Below are 19,782 nucleotides of genomic sequence, written 5' to 3'. Positions count from 1 at the left end.
AAAAATAACGAAAAGAGCAAGCTAGTTTTGCACATAATAATAAGCCACTTTTTGCATGCTGTTGCATAAAGAGCATTTAAGCTATTGGAACGCCAAAGAAGTGTATATGCCATCGATCAATGTCACTCAATTTAGAAACTTTACGCCTAGGAAAAGGGAAAGGTACCCCGCTTCAAGAAATGGTATTTTTATCGTTCGCCAAGGCAGTATCTCGTTTACCTCCCCCAATGGCAATCAAGCTTCTCTCCAAACTGGTGAATTCGCACTCTACAGTTCGGGTGAAATACAAAACGTTTCAGTCCATACCGAACATGGCGAGTTCAACGCTACCTGTTTAGATTTCGACCTTTCTATCTTCCAAAAATTCATCAATCAATTTGATGATCTTGAATCAGTAAAAGCACCTGAGAAATACATCAAGTTCAACAGCGAAGAGCGCGAATTAGACCAGCTCAAAGAGACACTCTTAACGCTAGCGAGTGCGCCGAGTAAAAATGATTACGCAGTCACTCAACTAGGCTTGACTTTACTCTCGTTAATGGTTGAGTTACATCCGCCCCTACTCGCAGTGATTAGCAGAGCTTCGAAGCTAACAGTGACGCAAAAGGTCATCACTTATATTGAGCAGAATATCGAAAACAATATCTCTCTCGATACCGTGGCAAGCAACATGGGAATGTCACCTGCAACCTTGAAGCGACGTTTGTCTGCAGAAAATCTCTCATTTTCAAACCTGCTGAAAATTAAACGAATTACGCACGCCGCGACGCAACTGAGAACATCGACCAAATCGATCACACAGATTGCCTATGAGTCGGGATTTAAGAGTGCCGCACACTTCAGTACCGCATTTAAAACGTATCATGGGAAAACACCCAAGGATTTCCGTGCACTCATTGCACAAAGTCGCTTAAAGAGCACATGCGTTGAGACTTAAGGGACATAAGTCAATTTAGAAAGGTCTTAAGCATCAATGTTAATGATTAGACCCAAAAGTAAGTTTTTGGGTCTTTTTCTATTTCATGGAGAATCAATTCCAAATCCTTGGAACGCGATAGATACGGATAAGGCCCCCAGAGAACCGAATCACCCTGCACTCCCTCATCTAACGGCACTTCCACCAGCCAAATCGAGTCAGTGGTGTCGAATACGACACGCGCGACATCATCTGTGTAGTCGCTATGGGATGAATCTAGTAGGTAGTGAGCTTTCGAAAAAACGACACCGCCTTCGCACTCTTCAAAGTGAGACTTTCCAAGCTCAACGGGCAAACTTTGGTTGCGTGATGTGCATAATTTTTCAGCACCATGTAGAAGTCGACTAAGCTCTATTTGTACTACCGACATCCACTCCCTCCTTGACACCCTTCATTTGGCGAACCGTCCTAAATAAAGCTTAGAACTGAACTCTTGGTTTAGCGAACAAGAGTTTATCAAATGTGAGCGCACATTTATGAATGTGTGAACCAAGCTACCATGACTTAACAGCATCGAATTTCACAAAAATGTCATATTAGCTACCTATGATAGGCGGCAACTGTAATCCAATAGGAGTTGTATATGTTACGAGTCGCTCTTGCCTCTCTTTTATCCCTAGCTTTGTCTTCTCAGACCGTTCTGGCGCAAGAAACCACAATTTCAGGCTCGACCTCTGTCGCTCGTGTTATGGACGTCTTAGCCGAGGAGTACAATAAAACACACACCGACAACTACATCGCGGTTCAAGGTATAGGTTCAACCGCTGGTATCACTATGGTGAACAAAGGCGTTTCGGACATTGGTATGAGCTCACGTAACTTAACCGTTCAAGAGCAAACAGATGATTTAACGGTTAAACCTATTGCCTACGACGGCTTAGCTGTTGTGGTTAACCGCTCAAACGCTATCGCGAATATTACTCGTAAGCAGCTGTTTAATATCTACAAGGGTAAGATAACGAACTGGAAAGAGGTTGGTGGCGCAGATCAGCCTATCGCGGTAGTGACTCGTGAGGCATCTTCTGGCTCTCGTTATAGTTTCGAAAACCTAATGGGGCTTACCAAAATCATCAACGATCGTCTGGTTTCAGACATCAACCCAAACAACTTGGTTGTAAACAGCAACAGCATGGTTAAAACCATTGTAAATCACAACCCACACGCAATTGGGTTTATATCGGTAGGCTCAATCGACCGCTCAATTAAGGCGATATCCTTTAACGGTGTAGAAGCGAGCTCCAAAAATATCGCTAATCACAGTTATGAATTGGCTCGTCCATTTTTGATTCTTTACAAGAAAGAGTCGGTTTCAGATGAGAGCAAAGACTTTGTTAAGTTTATAACTTCAGAGCAGGGCCAAGATCTTATTGAAGAGTACGGATACACTCGAGTGAAATAATTCGAGCCCAATCGAGTAGGAGGAGGCCTCACGGCCTCCGTCCTCTCACACCACCGTACAAGCGTGGGTCGCATACGGCGGTTCCGAATATACTTTCAGTGACTCATACCCATCTCGCAACGAGTATAACCCCAACTCATCGAACCATTTTATTGGCATGGCGTGATTCACCTGAGGCGTTCTAGCTAAGTGCCACCAACCCTTGTCTGACATCGCTAGCTTCCACGCATTGCGTTCTGTTACCCCTTGTCGTTGTAACCAACTCGCTATGCTATATCTGCGTTTGCGTTGCCTTAGGCGGTAACACCTTAACCGTCGCCTTATCCATTTATCTAAGTGCTGCATTGCACTTTTTCGTATGGCAAGTTTGAAGTAGTGTTGCCAGCCTCGTAGGTACTGAGTTAATTCCGTGATTGTCACTTGTAACTCTCGACCTCGATTTCGCTTCGTTATTTTCCGCACTCGCTTCTTCATTTGAACTTGTGCCGATTTCGATATCAGGATTGCTCCATCTATCTTGAAGCTATGCCCTAGGTAAGTTCGCTCCGTCACTCTTGTTGCTGCGCTTTTCTCACGGTTTACCGTCAGCTTTAACTTCTGCTCCAAGAACTCCGTTATCGACTCTTTGACTCGATTTGCGGCTTCCTTACTACCAACATAGATTTGGCAATCGTCTGCATATCGGCAGAACTTATGCCCTCTACGTTCTAACTCTTTATCCAGTTCATCTAATACGATATTGGAGAGCAACGGAGATAATGGCCCGCCCTGTGGCGTGCCTCTTTGTCTCTGTTCAACTAACCCATTTCGCATTATGCCTGCCTGTAGATATAACCTGATTAGCTTTAGGACTCGTTTGTCACTGACGTCCTGCGATAGTCTGTGCATCAGTCTATCGTGGTTCACCGTGTCGAAGTATTTTGCTAGATCAATATCCACTACATAGCCTCGACCCTCTCTGATGTAGTGACTTGCTGCCGCTAGTGCATGATGTGCGCTACGGTTGGGTCTGAACCCATAACTACTATTGGAGAACTTGGGCTCATAGATATCTGACAGCACCGATGTGATCGCCTGTTGGACTATCCTATCAAGCACCGTTGGGATACCTAATTGCCTTACGCCGCCATTAGGTTTGGGGATTTCTACACCGAGAACGGGGTGAGGTTGATAGCTCCCAACCAGAAGACTCTGGCGGAGCTCTTGCCCATTTGAAGCTTGACGAAGTTTTGAGATGGTTGCTGTGATTTCGAGCTTATCGACACCTGCACATCCCTTATTCTTCTTCACTCTTCTTAGAGCATGGTTCAAGTTCGCTGAAGAGCAGATTTGCTCCATCAGCGCAGTTGGGCTCACCAAGACTCGTCCTCCTTTCTACGCCGACCATGCTTGTCATTCTTCGTGACCATGAGCTTTACTTGCGGTATCGCCCATTGGAACGTAGAGATGTTATTCATCTTGCTATGACCCCACATGATTGAGTAAATAGTGACTGCTTCTTGATATATTCAGTTCAGGCCTTCCTTTGAGTTGTACTTCCTCAAAGTACTATGCCTTCTGCTGACTTCTTATAATCCATCACACAACATCGCTGCTGTATTAGTCTCGACTGAGACAGATCATAAGATCTCCCGAGGTAAGACGTTGCTCTTTCCCTTGGTCGTGCCTGATTTACCTATATACACTTCCCGTCGAGGCATTGGGCCATTCTATCTATCGCTAGGTTACCCAAGTTATATAGGCCTACTATCAGATTTCTGTTCGTCACCACCAAGTTTTGTCATTTGCTTCCTTCAGATTTCACCTCACGGTGAACACCCTTGCATAGACTAACGGTTCTCGCTCGACTGAGCCCGTAGAGGACTTTCACCTCCTAGATCAACGCCATGCTCGGCGCACAACGAGAAAGAGAGAGCTAAGGCTCTCTCTTTTTTTTGAATCTTATATACGATTAGAAGTGAAGCTGAATTACTGACACGACAACCGCACCTGGTCGGCGTACGCCTTCAATCTCAACGCGAATTTCACGTTCAATCTCAAGACCTTTACGAATTGGCGTCACTTTCGTCAGAGTACTCTTAGCACGTACGTTATTACCTGATTTTACAGGATAAGGGAAACGTACTTGGTTCAAACCAATGTTCACCACCATTTTCGCCGTCGGAAATTGCGACTTATCTGGATCAACACTGTCTGTCAGACGTGGTAATAGAGACAGCGTGAGAAAGCCGTGGGCGATAGTTGTTTTGAATGGCGAGTCAGATTCTGCTTTTTCAGGATTTGTGTGAATCCATTGCATATCTTCCGTTACTTCACCAAACTGGTTAATACGATCTTGGCCTACATGAATCCAATCACCTGTATGGATCACTTCACCGATCTGAGCAGACAGCTCATCGTAAACCGCTTGTGCTTCAGGTTTTAGCTCGATCGGTTTCTCAACCGGTGCAGCTGGCTGGATTGGCGCGTCTTCATTGACGGCTGGTTTATGGTGGTCGCGTACCCATGCAAAAAAGTGGCTATTTTGCGTGCGGTTCAGAAAATCGCCCCAGTACTCTCTTAGAGTTGGAGACATCCATTGCATAAACTCTGAGTGTTGTGGCGAAACACTTTCACTACGGTGTTTAAATAAATCAATGACCTTCATAAGAACCTCAATGCACAAAAATAACGTAACTTAACCCGCTAATTTTGAAACACTTCACAATATTGTGCAAACATTTTCGAGCATACACACGTTCACCGAAAGGAATAATAATATTAAATATCAATGATTTATTTAAAAAACGCTATTTTATTAGAAGATCATGTTTAGAGTATAAACTCAATGATACATTTGAATAATTGGTATATGGAGTTCAATTTATATTCTTTTTGGATATAAAAAAGGCTTAGCAAATGCTAAGCCTTTTGTTTCATGTGGTTAATATCAACTCGCGTTATTCATCATCGAGAGGAATAAGTTTGGTATTTCCGCCATGGGCTTTCTCACGTCTGCGCTGAACAAACGCATAGAAACCAGGAATGAGAAACGTACCTGCTAACAACACACATAGCAGACCGCCAATCAATGAAATACCCAGCGAGTTTTGACTCACGTGGCCAGCTCCCGCCGCGAAGATCAATGGGAAGATACCTAAGATAAACGACCAAGAGGTCATGTTTACCGCGCGGAAACGCAAGGTTCCTCCTTTCACTGCCGCATCATCAATAGGCACATCTTTCTCCTCACGCTCAACTTTCGCGAATTCCACAATCAAAATAGCGTTCTTCGCCGCCAGCGCTATCAGTAGAACCAAACCTATCTGAGCGTACAAGTTAAGTGGCGTGCCTGTGAGGTTAAGTGCTAAGAAAGAGCCCAACGTGGCCACTGGCACCACCAATATAATCGCAATCGGAATTGTCCAACTCTCGTACTGCGCAACCATGAACAAGTAGATGAAGATCAGTGCCAAAGCGAACGCGAAGATAGCTTGGTTACCCGCTAATACTTCTTGATACGCCATGCCTGTCCACTCGTACTGGTAACCCTGTGGAAGGACTTCTGCAGCAACTCGTTCCATTGCGGCAATCGCATCACCACTTGAGTAACCTGGAGCTGGTTGACCTTGAATCACAGCACTACGGTACATGTTGTAACGCCACGCTACATCAGGTTCAAAGATCTGCTCATGCGTTACCAGTGTACTCAATGGGATCATCTCACCCGATGAGGAGCGAACATGGAAGCGTTGCAGGTCTTCCATACTATTTCGATGGTCACTGTCGGCTTGCATGGTTACGCGGAAGTTCTTACCAAACATGGTGAAATCGTTCACATACATTGAACCTAGGTTACCTTGCAATGTTTGGAAGATTTCAGACAGAGGGATACCTAACTGCTGCGCTTTTTCGCGGTCAATGTCCACGTAGTAGTGCGGAACGTTGGCACGGAAAGTACTAAAAGTACGTGCAATTTCAGGCTGCTGGTTAGCTTTCTGAATGACGTCATCCATTACCATCGCAAGATCGCTTCGGCTACGGCCTAATGTATCTTCTAATACAAACTCAAAGCCAGATGCCGCGCCCATACCTGGAACTGCCGGAGGTCCCATCGCAAAGACTACTGCTTGTGGCAGTTCCAGTGCAGCGCGACCGTTAATTCGCTGAGAAATCGCTTGTGCTGAATGCTCTCCATCGAGTGCATTACGCATATCCCAATCGTGCAGTTTGATAAACAACGACGCACCATTTGATGCTGACGCACCCGTCATAAAGGCGTAACCGTTTACCAACGTAACACCGTCCACTCCAGGCTCTTGCTCTACCATTTCCAGTAAGTGCTCAGTCACCTCTTGTGTACGAGACAAAGAAGCAGCATCAGGCAATTGCACATTAACCAGCAAGATACCCTTATCTTCCTGAGGAACGAACGCTGTAGACGTTGTCTTCGAGAAGTAAGTGACCGCAGCCAATGCCACCACGAAGAAGGTAAACAGCAGTACGCCTTTCTTAACAAGGAAGCCTGCGACTTGACCGTACTTCTTGGTCACGCTTTCTAGACCACGGTTAAATGCTTGATACCAACGCGCTGTGTTACCGCCACCCTGTTTCAGAACCAGAGAACACAATGCAGGAGACAGCGTCAATGCGTTGATAGATGAAATCACAACCGCGATACAGATAGTCAGTGCAAACTGGCGATACATGATCCCGGTGATACCCGGAAGCATTGCCACAGGGATAAATACCGCTAACAGTACCAAGGTAGAGGTGATTATCGGCCCCGTTACTTCTTTCATCGCAATCAGTGTCGCTTTGCGAGGAGAGATGGTTGGATCTTTAGCCATTGTGGTATCGACATTTTCGATAACCAGAATCGCATCATCCACCACGATACCAATCGCAAGGATCAAACCAAATAGGGTAACTGTGTTGATGGTAAAACCGGTCATCTGCATCACTGCAAAAGTACCAATTAAGGATACCGGAATAGCAACAACAGGAATCAAAGTCGCACGCGCACTACCCAAAAATAGATAGGTTACAGCGATAACCAGTAAGATAGCTTCAATAAGCGTTTTAACAACACCTTTTATCGATTCAGCAACGAACACTGTGGTGTCGTAACTCGCCTCGTAAGCAACACCTTCAGGGAAGTTTTTACTTAGATTCTCCAGCATCGCCATGACCGCTTGGCCACTTTCTAACGCGTTAGCATCTGACTGCAGTGACAATGCTACGATTGAAGCGTCTTGACCACGATATTTGCCGTTACCATCGTAAAACCTTTTACCTAACTCTACACGCGCAACATCTTTCAAATAGACCGTTGAGCCGTCTTTATTTGCGCGAAGTACGACATTTTCAAACTCATCAACCGTCTCTAGTCGGCCTTTTGTTACCAAGTTGAACTGCACTTCTTGTGCGTTGTTGTAAGGCGCTGCGCCAATGCGACCAGCCGCGACTTGAACATTTTGTTCCGCCAGCGAACGATTCACATCTGAGGTAGTGATATTGAGGTTAGCCATTTTTTCAGGATCTAACCAAACACGCATTGCGTATTCACCACCACCAAGCACATTCACTTCACTAATACCGGTCACACGGGCTAACTGGTCTTTCACATTTAAGTTGATGTAGTTGATCAAGAACTGATCGTCATACTCACCATTTGGCGAGTAAAAGTTCAATACCATCAACAGGTCAGGTGAACGCTTTTTAACGGTTACACCTACCATTCTAACTTCTTGTGGAAGTTTCGATTCAATCTGGGCAACTCGGTTTTGTACGTTAACCTGAGCCATATCTGGATCAGTACCAACATCAAAGGTGACGTTAAGGTTGTACGAGCCGTCGTTGGCACTTTTAGAAGACATGTAGATCATGTCCTCTACACCATTAACCGAAGTTTCTATGGGATCGGCTATCGCCTGTTCTACAACCTCAGCACTCGCGCCTGTATACGATGCAGATACACTTACCGAAGGTGGACTAATTTTTGGGTACTCAGCTACCGGCAGAATGGCCAAAGAAATTGCCCCAGCCAGTGTCAGAATAATCGAGATAACAAGGGCAAACTTGGGCCTTTGAATAAAGAAACGACTTAGCATAGTTGTGTCCCTTACTCTGTTTTCTCAGAAGCTGAAGGCTGAATACGCACTGGCATTCCATTTCTCACGCGCTGTAGACCTTGCGTGATGATCGCATCGCCCGTTTCAAGACCAGAGTGCACAATCACGCCGCCTTCAACCTGACGACCCATATCGATATTACGACGCTCTGCCACTGGCGCACCCTCGCCTTCAACAAGCACCATCACAAAGTCACCTTCAAGGTCAGTCTGAACAGCGCGGCGCGGAATAGTCACGACGTCGATCTCTTGCTTATCACGAAGGTTGACACGCACATGTTGTCCCGGCAAAAGTTGCTGGTTCGGGTTATCGGCAATCGCACGCATCGCGATTGTCCCGGTATTGAGGTTAATACGGTTACCTAAGAAATCTAGCTTGCCTAAGTGCTCAAACGCTTCACCATTCTCAAGAATAATTTGCACTTCAACACGGTCACTATCACTGCTTCCGTCACCTTCAATACGGTCCATACCCAACGCCAAGCGTTCACGTTCGCTAATGCTAAACGATGCATGTACTGGGTCTAGACTTACCAACGTAGTCAATACGCCAGAAGATGGAGATACGAGGTCGCCGGTGCTCACTTTGCTGTCGCTGATACGGCCTGCAAACGGCGCTTCAATACGGGTATGAGAAAGTTGAACATTCGCTGAGTTCAACTGAGCTTTACTCGCTTCAAGCTGTGCCTGAGCCCCCAAAAGCGTAGCAGTAAGAGCATCGAATTCAGATTGAGAAATACTGCCTTTCGGAAGTAGATTTTTACCGCGGTTGAAGTCGAGTTCAGCTTTTTTAAGGTTAGCATTCGCTTGTGCTACCGAGGCTTTCGCACTAGCTACTTGTGCTTCAAAAGAGGAAGGCTCGATGGTGTAGAGCAACTGACCTTTCTCAACCATTTGCCCTTCTTTGAAATGACGGTTTTGAAGGTAGCCTGATACCTGAGCTGTAATCGCTGTGTCTTCTACAGCTTCAATACGACCAATATAAGACTTGCTTTGTTGGTGAGGAATAACATTAACATCCTGTACAGCTACGAGAGGTAAAGGCGCTTGTTGGGCGTTTTGGGCATCTTGCCCACAGCCGACAAGGATCATAGAGCTGGCCAGAGCGGTCAGGAGTAGCTTTTTACACATTGGTATACCATCGCTAGTTAAAAATAGAACAGTATAAAAATCTACGTAACACAATTGCGACCATTGTCCGAGGAATATCAATTATCACCGGTCAAAATGTTTCAACATGTAAATTGCAACCAGATGCGCATAAATAGCTTACAATTACGCTACATTTTCCCTGAAAATCTTAGGCTTATACTTTTAGTCTGCCGAGATATTGTCTAACATGATGACTCTTCATATCTAAAATATCTCTTATTGATCGTTAAGGTAATGTACATGATTTCAAAATGGGCTAAGCGTTTTTACCAAATGGCCGAATTGGTCGGCTCATGGAGCAAGGATCCTTCGACTCAAGTAGGTGCCGTAATCACCAAGCACAACCGCATTGTTTCTGTTGGCTTTAACGGGTACCCACATGGTGTCTCCGATAGTGCTGACACCGATGCACGTGAGATGAAATACCTGAAGACACTACACGCTGAAGAGAACGCAATTCTGTTCGCCAAGCGAGATCTAGACGGATGTGAAATTTGGGTGACACACTTCCCGTGTCCTAACTGTGCAGCGAAGATCATCCAAACAGGTATTGCTGCCGTTCATTGCCCAGCTCAAAGTGAAGACTTTTTATCACGTTGGGGCGACAAGATTAAAGTTAGCCAAGATATGTTTGAACAGGCCGGCGTACAAGTAGATTGGTTGCCGGTAGAGGAACTCAATTAACTCAGAACAGAGTTTAATGATTCAGGTCACTCCCCAATATTAACAAACCAATGATTGAACAGCCCCCCAATAGTTGGACACCAATTATTGGGGGGCTTTTTATTATTCATTAAGCAGAGGCTTTTCTGGAAACGCTTGAGCATAGCTTTCCATGAAGTCACGACGAATCTCCTGCTCTATATGGGAGGCTTGTTCTGTCGGACAGAAAATAATGAAATGCACGACTTGTTCGCCCGTGGCTCCACTCGAGACATGAATATGTGGCTCAGGCCCCGGAAGGTCTACCCCAGCATGACGTTCAATTACAGCATTGTAACGGCGTGCAACTTCAAAAAAGTGCTCACTGTGCGCTTCAATCTGTTTGAGCAGTCCCGGAAACAAGGGGTACAAGTTGACAAAATCTTTCACCACAATAGAAAAGTCGTGATAAACATAGCGCTTCATAAAGTTGAGGTTCTTTACTGGATAAGTAAAAAACATACTGTTAGGTAGCGTGGCTGTTTTGCCCGTATATTGATATTGTCCGTGGTGCAGGTCAATTTCCTGAATCACGGTTGCCATCATATTATGTTCAATCACCTGACCACTGATTTTGCCTACTTCGATCCAATCACCAATTCGAAAAGAACGCGAACTTGCCCTCTGGATTGAACCGGTAAAACAGAGAATAATCTCTTTCGATGCCACAACAATTGCCACCGCAATCGCAGTTAACGACAACGCGAACTCACTGATTTCCGACTGCCAAAGAATAAACAAGATAACCACTAGCAGGGTAAAAGTGCCATTCTTTGTGCGAGACATCCAGTTACGCTGATTTTCAGAGAGAAAAGCAACGTCACCTCTGATTTGAGATAGCGTTATTCGACGAATAATTAAAACAACAGCGATAATTAATGCACTGAACAGGCCTTTGTGTGATAACAAAAAATCGATCACTTGCCACATTTTTTCCATTACAACTTCCTTTGGAATGATGATGACTTAAGCTAATAAAAACGCCCATTCTCTGAGCGTTTTTGTTCATAAGACACAGCGTCTTTTAGGCTATCATTTTATTTTTGCCGAAGTAATAAACTCGCCAAAAGTTTCACACCAAATCACAACCGTATCGTATTGATCAAGGTCTACCCCTTGTGGCAGTGTCAGCATAAAGCGGTCAAAGGTTTTAACATCGCCTACCTTCAACATTGTTGACTTGAGCTCATTGAAAGCCATTTCTGTCTCAACATAACTAGGGGACAAATAGAGTTTGTAATCAGGTCCAGGCGCAAGCTCTCCCTCAAAGGCAATGGCACTCTCAGTAACAGAAACAACACCCTCTCCCCAATGAAGAAAATCACTGTCTTGGCGGTCTCTTGTAAATTCCCCACTCAGTACTGCTCTCTCTGTCACCGCTTTTACTGAATCTTTTGAGGGTGACTCGGGTTCGATCAAAATAGGTAACGCATAAACCCCTAACCCAAAACCAAAAGCACCCACAGCAAGGTGGGTGCACAGTAGAATGAATTTTCTCATCGTTTACTCCCTTATACTTATCGAAAGTATCAATGAATACTCTCTAAAATACAAAGGAACAAAGAGATAAAGCCGTCATTCTTATTCTATTTTTGATATTGAGCCGCGGTATTTTGAGACAACTCTACAATCACTTTAACAGCGAGCTCCATACCCTGAACCGTAATGAACTCATGAATACCATGGAAGTTGTAACCGCCAGTGAAAATATTCGGGCATGGCAACCCCATAAATGAGAGCCTTGCACCATCCGTACCGCCACGAATTGGTTTGATCATCGGCTCAACGTCACAAGTGATCATCGCCTGTTTTGCCAATTCAATAATATGCTGATGCGGCTCAACCATCTCTTTCATGTTGAAATAGCTATCGGTTAGCACAAGCTCTACGCTCCCCTTCTCTAAACGACTATTTAGCTCAGCAACTTTTTGTTGCATGAAGACTTTACGTTGCTCTACGCCCTCGCGCTCAAAGTCACGAATAATGTAGCCTAGCTCTGAGCGCGCGACCCCCATCTCCGCAGATTTGAGGTGATAGAAACCTTCATAACCTTCGGTGCATTCCGGTGTCTCTTCCGCTGGCATCATCAATTGAAATTGCGCTGCGATGTTCATCGCATTGACCATCTTTCCTTTCGCTGTTCCTGGGTGAACGTTTACACCATGACAGATAACATCCGCACTTGACGCGTTAAAGTTCTCAAACTCCAGCTCGCCTACGGGACCACCATCAATGGTATAAGCCCACTCAGCACCAAATTTTTCTACATTGAACAAGTTTGCACCACGACCGATCTCTTCATCAGGTGTGAAGCCAATACAAATGTCACCATGTTTCAATTCAGGATTCGCTTTTAGATAAGCAATCGCTGTAATGATCTCAGCAATACCTGCTTTATTGTCGGCACCAAGCAACGTCGTACCGTCAGTCGTAATGAGGTCGTGACCGTGCAATTTGTTGAGGTCTGAGTACTGCTCTGGGTCTAAACACTCGCCACTACTACCAAGTTGTACAACACCACCTTGATAGTCACGTATTAATTGTGGAGCGACATTGGCACCCGATGCATCAGGTGCGGTATCCATATGCGCCACAAAACCAATCGCAGGTACTTGATGGTCAACATTAGACGGCAGTTTTGCCATCAAGTAACCGTTACTGTCTAAGCTAACATCACTCAGCCCTAGTGCAATCAGCTCTTCCTTTAACACCTCTGCAAAGGTCATTTGACCACTAGAGCTTGGGCACTGTGCATTCGAAGGATTAGATTGAGTATCGTAGGTCACGTACTTTAGAAAACGTTCAACTAACTGTTCCATAACTTGTGCTCGCCGCGGTTTTATTGAATTGATTCATCAACATGATTGGGATTCAGATAGACTAAGACTTGAGAAAATTGTCTTGAAACTGTTGATGCATGAACGCTCATCTTACGCCTCTAAGGGATAAGCGATTTGCTCCAAATCATTTTTCTGCGAAATGAACTGAGTACCCTATACTCTAAACCAGAGGGTTTCGTCAGTTACTTATTGCAAGAGGATGATAAACGGTCGTTTTGTTCGTATTCTACGCCCTCCGCTCTCAGCCTAAAAAAAGAACAAGACGGATGATGATCACAGTTTATCCTTCAAGCAAACTATGTCATACGTTACATGAGGGTTCGATTATGACTATCAATAAGTACTATGTTTTTGCTCCTCAAGCGACTGAGGAACAAGTTAATACGGCATCGACAGACAAAGAATCTCAAAGACTGGAAGCTTTAAGACAGGTTCAACAACAAGGTGGTATGAGTACAGAGGACTAAAGCAGTCTAAAAACTACTCATTCACTTAGATCCGTATCACGCCCTGACTTATCCATGCAGGGCGTTAGTTTCTCAACCTTTTGTCTTGATTCAAATAGCTTTTCTCTAAATTCAATCGCGTAGACTTGTCCCCTCTTACGCTTCATTCAACCACTCTAAACATTGTTAAAAACCGTACCCGAACGTGTTTTTTTATGTTACTACTTTGTATTCCAACTCACGCCACTCGCAATTTATTCTTCGTCAAAATTCTCATCTGCGGTGGACGTATAACAATAGGAATCCAGCAATCAATGGAATATTCAAAGTTAGGAAGCAGCCAAATTCCAGTTTCCCGCATCTGTCTTGGGAGCATGACATGGGGCCTGCAAAATACGCAACTGCAAGCCGACCAACAGATCGAGTATGCACTTAGCCAAGGGATTAACTTTATCGATACCGCTGAAATGTATGCGGTCCCGCCGTCTCCAGAGACTTATGGCAAAACAGAAGAGATTATCGGCGACTGGTTATCACGCAACCCTCAGCGCCGTAGTGAATTGATCATCGCAACCAAGATCGCCGGTGCAGGCCTGCCTTGGGTCCGTGGTGGCGGTCCGATTACTGGAGAAGCGGTAATTGCCGCTGTCGATGCGTCATTGAAGCGACTCAACACCGATTATATCGACCTCTACCAACTACACTGGCCAAACCGCGCAACACCGCATTTCGGAAAGCATTTCCCAGGTCACATTTCGTTTAGCGACATTGATCGCCAGGAACACGAAAACCAAATGCTGGAGATCCTTCAGGCACTAGCAAGCTGCATCAAAGCGGGCAAGATTCGTCACTGCGGCCTGTCTGACGATACTACTTGGGGGATTAATACCTATCTCAAGTTGAGTGAAAAACACGACTTACCACGCATGGTTTCAATTCAAAATGAGTTTAGCCTGCTGCACGCAAAAGATTGGCCATATTTGATTGAAAACTGTGTTCATGAAGATGTCGCTTACTTACCATGGTCACCACTGGCGGCAGGTATGCTGAGTGGCAAGTACATTGATGGTGCGCGTCCTGCGGGCAGTCGTTGGACATACATGCAGCGTAAAGGTATTTTCCGTGACACTGAAATCGCTAACTCGGCGGTGAAAGAGTACGTGGAAGTGGCGAAGACCCATGGCTTTACTCCAAGCCAACTTGCTCTAGCATGGTGTAACCAAGTTGATGGTGTTACATCGACGATTATCGGTGCAACGAATCTAGACCAGTTAAAAGAGAATGTGGCCGCGTTCAGTAAGCCTCTGTCGGAAGAAGTGTTAGCTGATATCAACACCGTATTTAGACGCTACCCTGTACCGTACTAATTCGCGGTCACGCCACCTTATGTGGTGATAACAAGACCAAACTAAAACATAAAGCGCATCGAAAGGTGCGCTTTTGTTTTTAATCTCGCGAGCATTTCACTCTCCCACTTTGTGTTCCCTAACCTTTGCTCTATAATGCGCGGGCTTATATCTAGGATAAAAACATGATTTCAAAAAACCAATTAAAACTCCTTCGCGCCTTAGGTCAAAAGAAGCAACGTAAAGCACACGGCTTGTTCCTTGTTCAAGGGGAAAAGAATGTGCTTGAGTTAATAGACAGCGACCTAGTGGTGAAGAACGTTTTTGCCACAGCCGAGTTTCTGTCACAAAACCAAGCAGCACTGAGAGAGTTCGATTGCGTTGAAGCTTCCCTAGATGAGCTAACGAAAGCCAGCACATTGGTGAGCAACAATGCCGCTATTGCAGTTGTTGAGATTCCATCATTCGAACTGCCAAAAGCAAGCGGGCTGATGATCGCACTTGATGGTGTCTCTGACCCGGGCAACCTTGGCACCATCATTCGTGTTGCTGACTGGTACGGCATTAAACACATTGTGGCGAGCAGCGATTGTGCTGATCCTTACAACCCAAAAACCATCAGTGCAACAATGGGGAGTTTTGGTCGTGTGCAAGTGAGTCAAACCGATCTACCAAGCTACTTGGAACAAGCGAACCTACCGGTCTACGGCGCATTTCTTGAAGGTGAAAGTGTACACCGCACTGAGTTTTCAGCTAACGGCATCCTATTGATGGGTAGCGAATCTCACGGCATTCGTGAAAAAGCGGCTCAATTTGTGACAGACAAGATCACGATTCCAGCTTTTGGTGGTGCAGAGTCTCTTAATGTCGCGATGGCGACCGGGATCATTCTCGACAACATGCGTCGTCAGCACAGTTAATAGCAAGAAAGAGAGTTAAACGAATTAAAGAGCAAGATTCCCTATCTTGCTCGTTCCTCGCCGTAGGGAATGACGCGCGTGAGAGTTAAAAATATCAGGGAATCGATGATTAGGTTCATCATCAGCCGTCATCCTCAAGAAGGAGGGACGACTGAGTTGGGGATCTTTTTCGGTGAGAGGAATTAAATTACTTCTCTAACATACCCAGTTTATCAGGTACACCATTCCACTTCTCAGCTTCATCCATTGCAGGCTTCACTTCCGTCTGCACAGGCCACAGCTCGGCTAATTCTGCATTCAACTCAATATAGATTTGCTGATCTTCTGGCACTTCGTCCTCTTGGTAGATCGCTTGGGCATCACATTCCGGCACACATAGGCCACAGTCAATACACTCAATTGGATTGATGACCATGAAGTTTGGGCCTTCATGAAATGCGTCTGCGGGACAAACCGCCACACAGTCAGTGTATTTACATTGGATACAGTTATCGCCGACGACAAATGCCATGATGCTCTGCTCTTAAGTTAGTCAAAATTGAGGAATGGGGATAATACTCATCCCAAGACAAAATTCAATATCATCGCGGGGGAATATCATCTCTAATTCGCTTCTGCTTTCAATTTATTATGACAGAGAATTCAATTTCTCGTAAAATGCGCGCCATTGTGAGCGAAGCACTCTCTCAACAACTATGATGAGATCCGCAGTGCCAAGCTAAGACACCTATAAAACGAGACATCTATACATGATACGTTTAACCGAAATTAAACTTCCACTCGACCATGAAGAGCACGAGATCCAAGACGCAATTGAAGCGAAACTGGGTATCACTGCTGATCAGGTTATCTCTTTTAATATCTTTAAACGTGGCTACGATGCTCGTAAGAAAACAAAGATCCTTCTTATCTACACTCTTGATGTCGCCGTAGAAAACGAAGAAGCGCTACTCGAAGAGTTTGTGAGCGACCCTCACGTGAAAGTAACGCCTGACATGGCTTACAAGTTTGTTGCACAAGCGCCTGAAAATCTAACTGAACGCCCTGTCGTTATCGGTTTCGGTCCGTGTGGCCTGTTCTCAGCGCTTATCCTAGCGCAAAGCGGCTTCAAGCCTATCGTTGTTGAACGTGGTAAAGAAGTTCGTGAACGTACTAAAGATACCTTTGGTTTCTGGCGTAAGCGCACCCTGAATACAGAATCAAACGTACAGTTTGGTGAAGGTGGTGCAGGTACATTCTCTGACGGTAAGCTATACAGCCAAGTAAAAGATCCAAAACACTACGGTCGTAAAGTTATCGAAGAGTTTGTTGCTGCTGGCGCACCTGAGGAGATCCTATACGTAAGTAAGCCGCACATCGGTACTTTTAAACTGGTGACCATGATCGAAAAAATGCGTGCGAAAATCATCGAACTTGGTGGCGAAATTCGCTTCAGTACACGTGTTGACGACATCCACATGGAAGATGGCCAAATCACAGGTCTGACGCTATCTAACGGCGAAGAGATCAAATCTCGCCACGTTATCCTAGCGGTAGGCCACAGTGCTCGCGATACATTCGAAATGCTGCATGAGCGCGGTGTCTACATGGAAGCGAAGCCATTCTCTGTTGGTTTCCGTATCGAGCACAAACAATCAATGATTGATGAAGCGCGTTTCGGTCCAAATGCAGGCAACCCAATTCTTGGCGCTGCGGACTACAAATTAGTTCACCACTGTAAGAATGGCCGTACCGTTTACAGCTTCTGTATGTGTCCAGGCGGTACTGTTGTTGCTGCGACTTCTGAAGAAGGCCGCGTGGTAACTAACGGCATGAGCCAATACTCACGTGCTGAGCGTAACGCGAACAGTGCAATCGTTGTTGGCATTGACCCAGAACGCGATTACCCAGGTGACCCACTGGCAGGTATCCGCTTCCAACGTGAATTGGAAACAGGCGCATACGTGCTAGGTGGTGAAAACTACGATGCCCCAGCACAGAAGATTGGTGACTTCCTGAAAGGTCGCGATCCAAGTGAGCTAGGTGATGTCCAACCATCATTCACGCCGGGTATCCACCTGACAGATATCTCTAAAGCGTTGCCTGATTTTGCAATCGAAGCAATTCGTGAAGCTATCCCAGCGTTCGATAAGAAGATCAAAGGCTTTGCGAGTGCAGATGGTCTACTAACAGGTGTTGAGACTCGTACATCTTCGCCTGTTTGCATCAAACGTGATAAAGATTACCAGAGCATCAACCTGAAAGGCTTCTACCCTGCAGGTGAAGGTGCCGGTTACGCAGGCGGTATCTTGTCAGCGGGTATTGATGGTATTAAGGCTGCAGAAGCATTGGCTTTATCTATGGTTGATCAGGCATCTAAAGACAACGCTTAGTCTCCCTATTAACCAATTCGCTGAAAAGGGCTCAATGAGCCCTTTTATTTTTCTAGATTCAGTTAAAATAGAGTCGTTCCATGACTCTACTTTCATAAATACAGAGGCTCCTATGCCATTTTCCAAACTTGGATTAAGCTCCCCAATTGTTAAAGCCGTTAATGCACTCGGCTACGATAAACCGACATCTATCCAAGAAAAAGCAATTCCTATTGTTCTTTCTGGTCGTAACCTTATCGCCGCAGCGCAAACCGGTACTGGTAAAACCGCGAGCTTCGTGTTGCCGATTTTGGAGATGTTGAGCAAAGGAACGACTCAGCGTAAAAAACGCATTCGTGCTGTGATCTTAGCGCCAACTCGTGAGCTAGCCGTTCAGGTTGATCGCAACATCAAGAAGTATGCGAAGCACCTTAACCTAACCTCACTAGCAATGTACGGTGGTGTTGAGTACAAGCATCAGAAAGAGCGCCTCATTGAAGGTGTCGATATTTTGGTTGCGACGCCAGGTCGTTTGATCGATATGTACGGTCAAAAAGCGGTGTACTTTGAAGAAGTAGAAGTGTTAGTTCTTGATGAAGCAGACCGCATGCTAGACATGGGCTTCATTGAAGACATCAACAAGATCATCGCACGTCTTCCTCAAGACGTACAAAACTTGCTGTTCTCGGCGACCCTATCGAATCCAGTTAGAGACCTTGCTAAGAGTGCTATTCAAGAAGCAGAAGAGATCTCAATTGCTAAGCATGCCGCATCAAAGGCCAATATTGAACAGTGGCTAGTCACTGTTGATAAAGACCGCAAGTCAGCACTCCTAAGCCATATGATCCAAGAAGGAAACTGGGAACAAGCACTGATCTTCATTGAGACCAAACACGGTGCAGCCAAGTTAGTGTCACAGTTGGAAAAGCGCGGTATTCACGCAGAGTCTTTCCATAGTGGTAGCAGCCAAGCGATTCGTGAGAAAGTCCTAGCTGACTTCAAAAAAGGGAAAGTAAAGTTCCTTGTAGCAACTGGCGTAGCTGCTCGGGGTATCGATATCGACAACCTGACTCGTGTCGTCAACTACGACCTGCCATTCCCAGCGGATGACTATGTACACCGTATTGGTCGTACTGGCCGTGCAGATGCTTCAGGTGAAGCGATCTCATTCTTATCAAAAGATGATTTCAAGAATCTATGTATCATTGAAAAGCGCCTCGGTCATTTAATTGAGCGCCGCGTGATTGAAGGCTTTGAGCCGCGTAAGCCTGTGCCGATTTCTGTATTAAACTTCGTGCCTAAACACAAAAGAGAACAACAGAAGTAATACCAATCACAGTAAATAAGTGATCAAAAATAGCGAAGGAAAAAGGCTTGAGGACAAGGCAGCTTTTTTTCCAACAGAGAGTTTCGATAAGTAGTTATTCTACAATCAAAAATTCTAACGCAGTTATCGAGCATTTTAACAAGCTAGGGTGAGCAATTATTTACTACGATTGGTATAATGCATTCATCAACGAAGCGAAGTCATCTGGCTT

The 19,782-nt window shown here is 45.2% G+C and carries 17 protein-coding genes; 8 read left to right on the top strand and 9 right to left on the bottom strand.

All coding sequences use genetic code 11. From position 1 onward, the window contains the following. Positions 1–106 precede the first annotated feature (106 nt). Positions 107–937 (top strand): AraC family transcriptional regulator, encoded by an 831-nt coding sequence (locus vsple_RS19540; protein ID WP_261883500.1) that lies wholly within the window; start codon positions 107–109, stop codon positions 935–937. A 46-nt stretch (positions 938–983) separates the two neighbouring features. On the opposite strand, the gene vsple_RS19535 is transcribed toward vsple_RS19540, so the two are convergent. After that, positions 984–1,346 (bottom strand): DUF3024 domain-containing protein, encoded by a 363-nt coding sequence (locus tag vsple_RS19535; protein WP_261883499.1) that lies wholly within the window; start codon positions 1,344–1,346, stop codon positions 984–986. Between the two features lie 213 nt (positions 1,347–1,559). Between vsple_RS19535 and vsple_RS19530 the strand changes: the two genes are divergently transcribed. After that, a complete protein-coding gene (locus tag vsple_RS19530; protein ID WP_261883498.1) occupies positions 1,560–2,375 on the top strand; it encodes a phosphate ABC transporter substrate-binding protein in 816 nt (271 codons plus the stop codon). 45 nt (positions 2,376–2,420) lie between these two features. On the opposite strand, the gene ltrA is transcribed toward vsple_RS19530, so the two are convergent. From ltrA to vsple_RS19510, 4 genes are all read right to left on the bottom strand, one after another. After that, positions 2,421–3,713 (bottom strand): group II intron reverse transcriptase/maturase, encoded by a 1,293-nt coding sequence (ltrA, locus tag vsple_RS19525; RefSeq protein ID WP_338116316.1) that lies wholly within the window; start codon positions 3,711–3,713, stop codon positions 2,421–2,423. A gap of 613 nt (positions 3,714–4,326) precedes the next feature. After that, positions 4,327–5,022 carry a MaoC family dehydratase gene (locus vsple_RS19520; protein ID WP_255232050.1) on the bottom strand — a complete coding sequence of 232 codons (696 nt, stop codon included), beginning with the start codon at positions 5,020–5,022 and terminating at the stop codon, positions 4,327–4,329. Between the two features lie 292 nt (positions 5,023–5,314). After that, positions 5,315–8,467, bottom strand: a complete 3,153-nt coding sequence (locus vsple_RS19515; protein ID WP_261883497.1) for an efflux RND transporter permease subunit — start codon at positions 8,465–8,467, stop codon at positions 5,315–5,317. Positions 8,468–8,478: 11 nt separating this feature from the next. Then, positions 8,479–9,618, bottom strand: coding sequence for an efflux RND transporter periplasmic adaptor subunit (locus tag vsple_RS19510; RefSeq protein WP_261883496.1), 1,140 nt, complete (start codon positions 9,616–9,618; stop codon positions 8,479–8,481). A 261-nt stretch (positions 9,619–9,879) separates the two neighbouring features. Here vsple_RS19510 and vsple_RS19505 point away from each other — a divergent pair, with 261 nt between their 5' ends. After that, the gene (locus tag vsple_RS19505; RefSeq protein WP_255232053.1) at positions 9,880–10,323 is read left to right on the top strand and encodes a dCMP deaminase family protein; all 444 of its coding nucleotides are present in this window, start codon (positions 9,880–9,882) and stop codon (positions 10,321–10,323) included. 102 nt (positions 10,324–10,425) lie between these two features. Here vsple_RS19505 and vsple_RS19500 read toward each other — a convergent pair whose 3' ends face one another. The 3 genes from vsple_RS19500 to pepT form a co-directional block, all read right to left on the bottom strand. Continuing rightward, the gene (locus vsple_RS19500; protein WP_255232054.1) at positions 10,426–11,280 is read right to left on the bottom strand and encodes a mechanosensitive ion channel family protein; all 855 of its coding nucleotides are present in this window, start codon (positions 11,278–11,280) and stop codon (positions 10,426–10,428) included. Between the two features lie 93 nt (positions 11,281–11,373). Beyond that, positions 11,374–11,841 carry a DM13 domain-containing protein gene (locus vsple_RS19495; protein ID WP_261883495.1) on the bottom strand — a complete coding sequence of 156 codons (468 nt, stop codon included), beginning with the start codon at positions 11,839–11,841 and terminating at the stop codon, positions 11,374–11,376. An 86-nt stretch (positions 11,842–11,927) separates the two neighbouring features. Further along, entirely contained in the window at positions 11,928–13,160 is a 1,233-nt protein-coding gene (pepT, locus tag vsple_RS19490) for a peptidase T (RefSeq protein ID WP_261883494.1), read from the bottom strand. A gap of 347 nt (positions 13,161–13,507) precedes the next feature. Between pepT and vsple_RS19485 the strand changes: the two genes are divergently transcribed. From vsple_RS19485 to vsple_RS19475, 3 genes are all read left to right on the top strand, one after another. Further along, a complete protein-coding gene (locus tag vsple_RS19485; protein WP_255232056.1) occupies positions 13,508–13,648 on the top strand; it encodes a hypothetical protein in 141 nt (46 codons plus the stop codon). A 293-nt stretch (positions 13,649–13,941) separates the two neighbouring features. Further along, a complete protein-coding gene (locus vsple_RS19480; protein ID WP_261883493.1) occupies positions 13,942–14,994 on the top strand; it encodes an aldo/keto reductase in 1,053 nt (350 codons plus the stop codon). Positions 14,995–15,158: 164 nt separating this feature from the next. After that, positions 15,159–15,893 carry an RNA methyltransferase gene (locus vsple_RS19475; protein ID WP_261883492.1) on the top strand — a complete coding sequence of 245 codons (735 nt, stop codon included), beginning with the start codon at positions 15,159–15,161 and terminating at the stop codon, positions 15,891–15,893. A 187-nt stretch (positions 15,894–16,080) separates the two neighbouring features. On the opposite strand, the gene fdxA is transcribed toward vsple_RS19475, so the two are convergent. Further along, a complete protein-coding gene (fdxA, locus tag vsple_RS19470) occupies positions 16,081–16,404 on the bottom strand; it encodes a ferredoxin FdxA (protein ID WP_239839702.1) in 324 nt (107 codons plus the stop codon). Positions 16,405–16,642: 238 nt separating this feature from the next. On the opposite strand from fdxA, the gene vsple_RS19465 reads away from it, so the two are divergent. Further along, positions 16,643–18,265, top strand: coding sequence for an NAD(P)/FAD-dependent oxidoreductase (locus vsple_RS19465; RefSeq protein WP_261883491.1), 1,623 nt, complete (start codon positions 16,643–16,645; stop codon positions 18,263–18,265). Between the two features lie 112 nt (positions 18,266–18,377). Next, complete coding sequence (locus vsple_RS19460; RefSeq protein ID WP_261883490.1) at positions 18,378–19,571, top strand: DEAD/DEAH box helicase; 1,194 nt, start codon at positions 18,378–18,380, stop codon at positions 19,569–19,571. Positions 19,572–19,782 lie beyond the last annotated feature (211 nt).

This window comes from Vibrio pelagius, from assembly GCF_024347575.1.
GTDB lineage: Bacteria > Pseudomonadota > Gammaproteobacteria > Enterobacterales > Vibrionaceae > Vibrio > Vibrio pelagius.
Note: the sequence above shows the minus strand (reverse complement) of the source record. Positions and strands in the feature narration are given on the sequence as shown.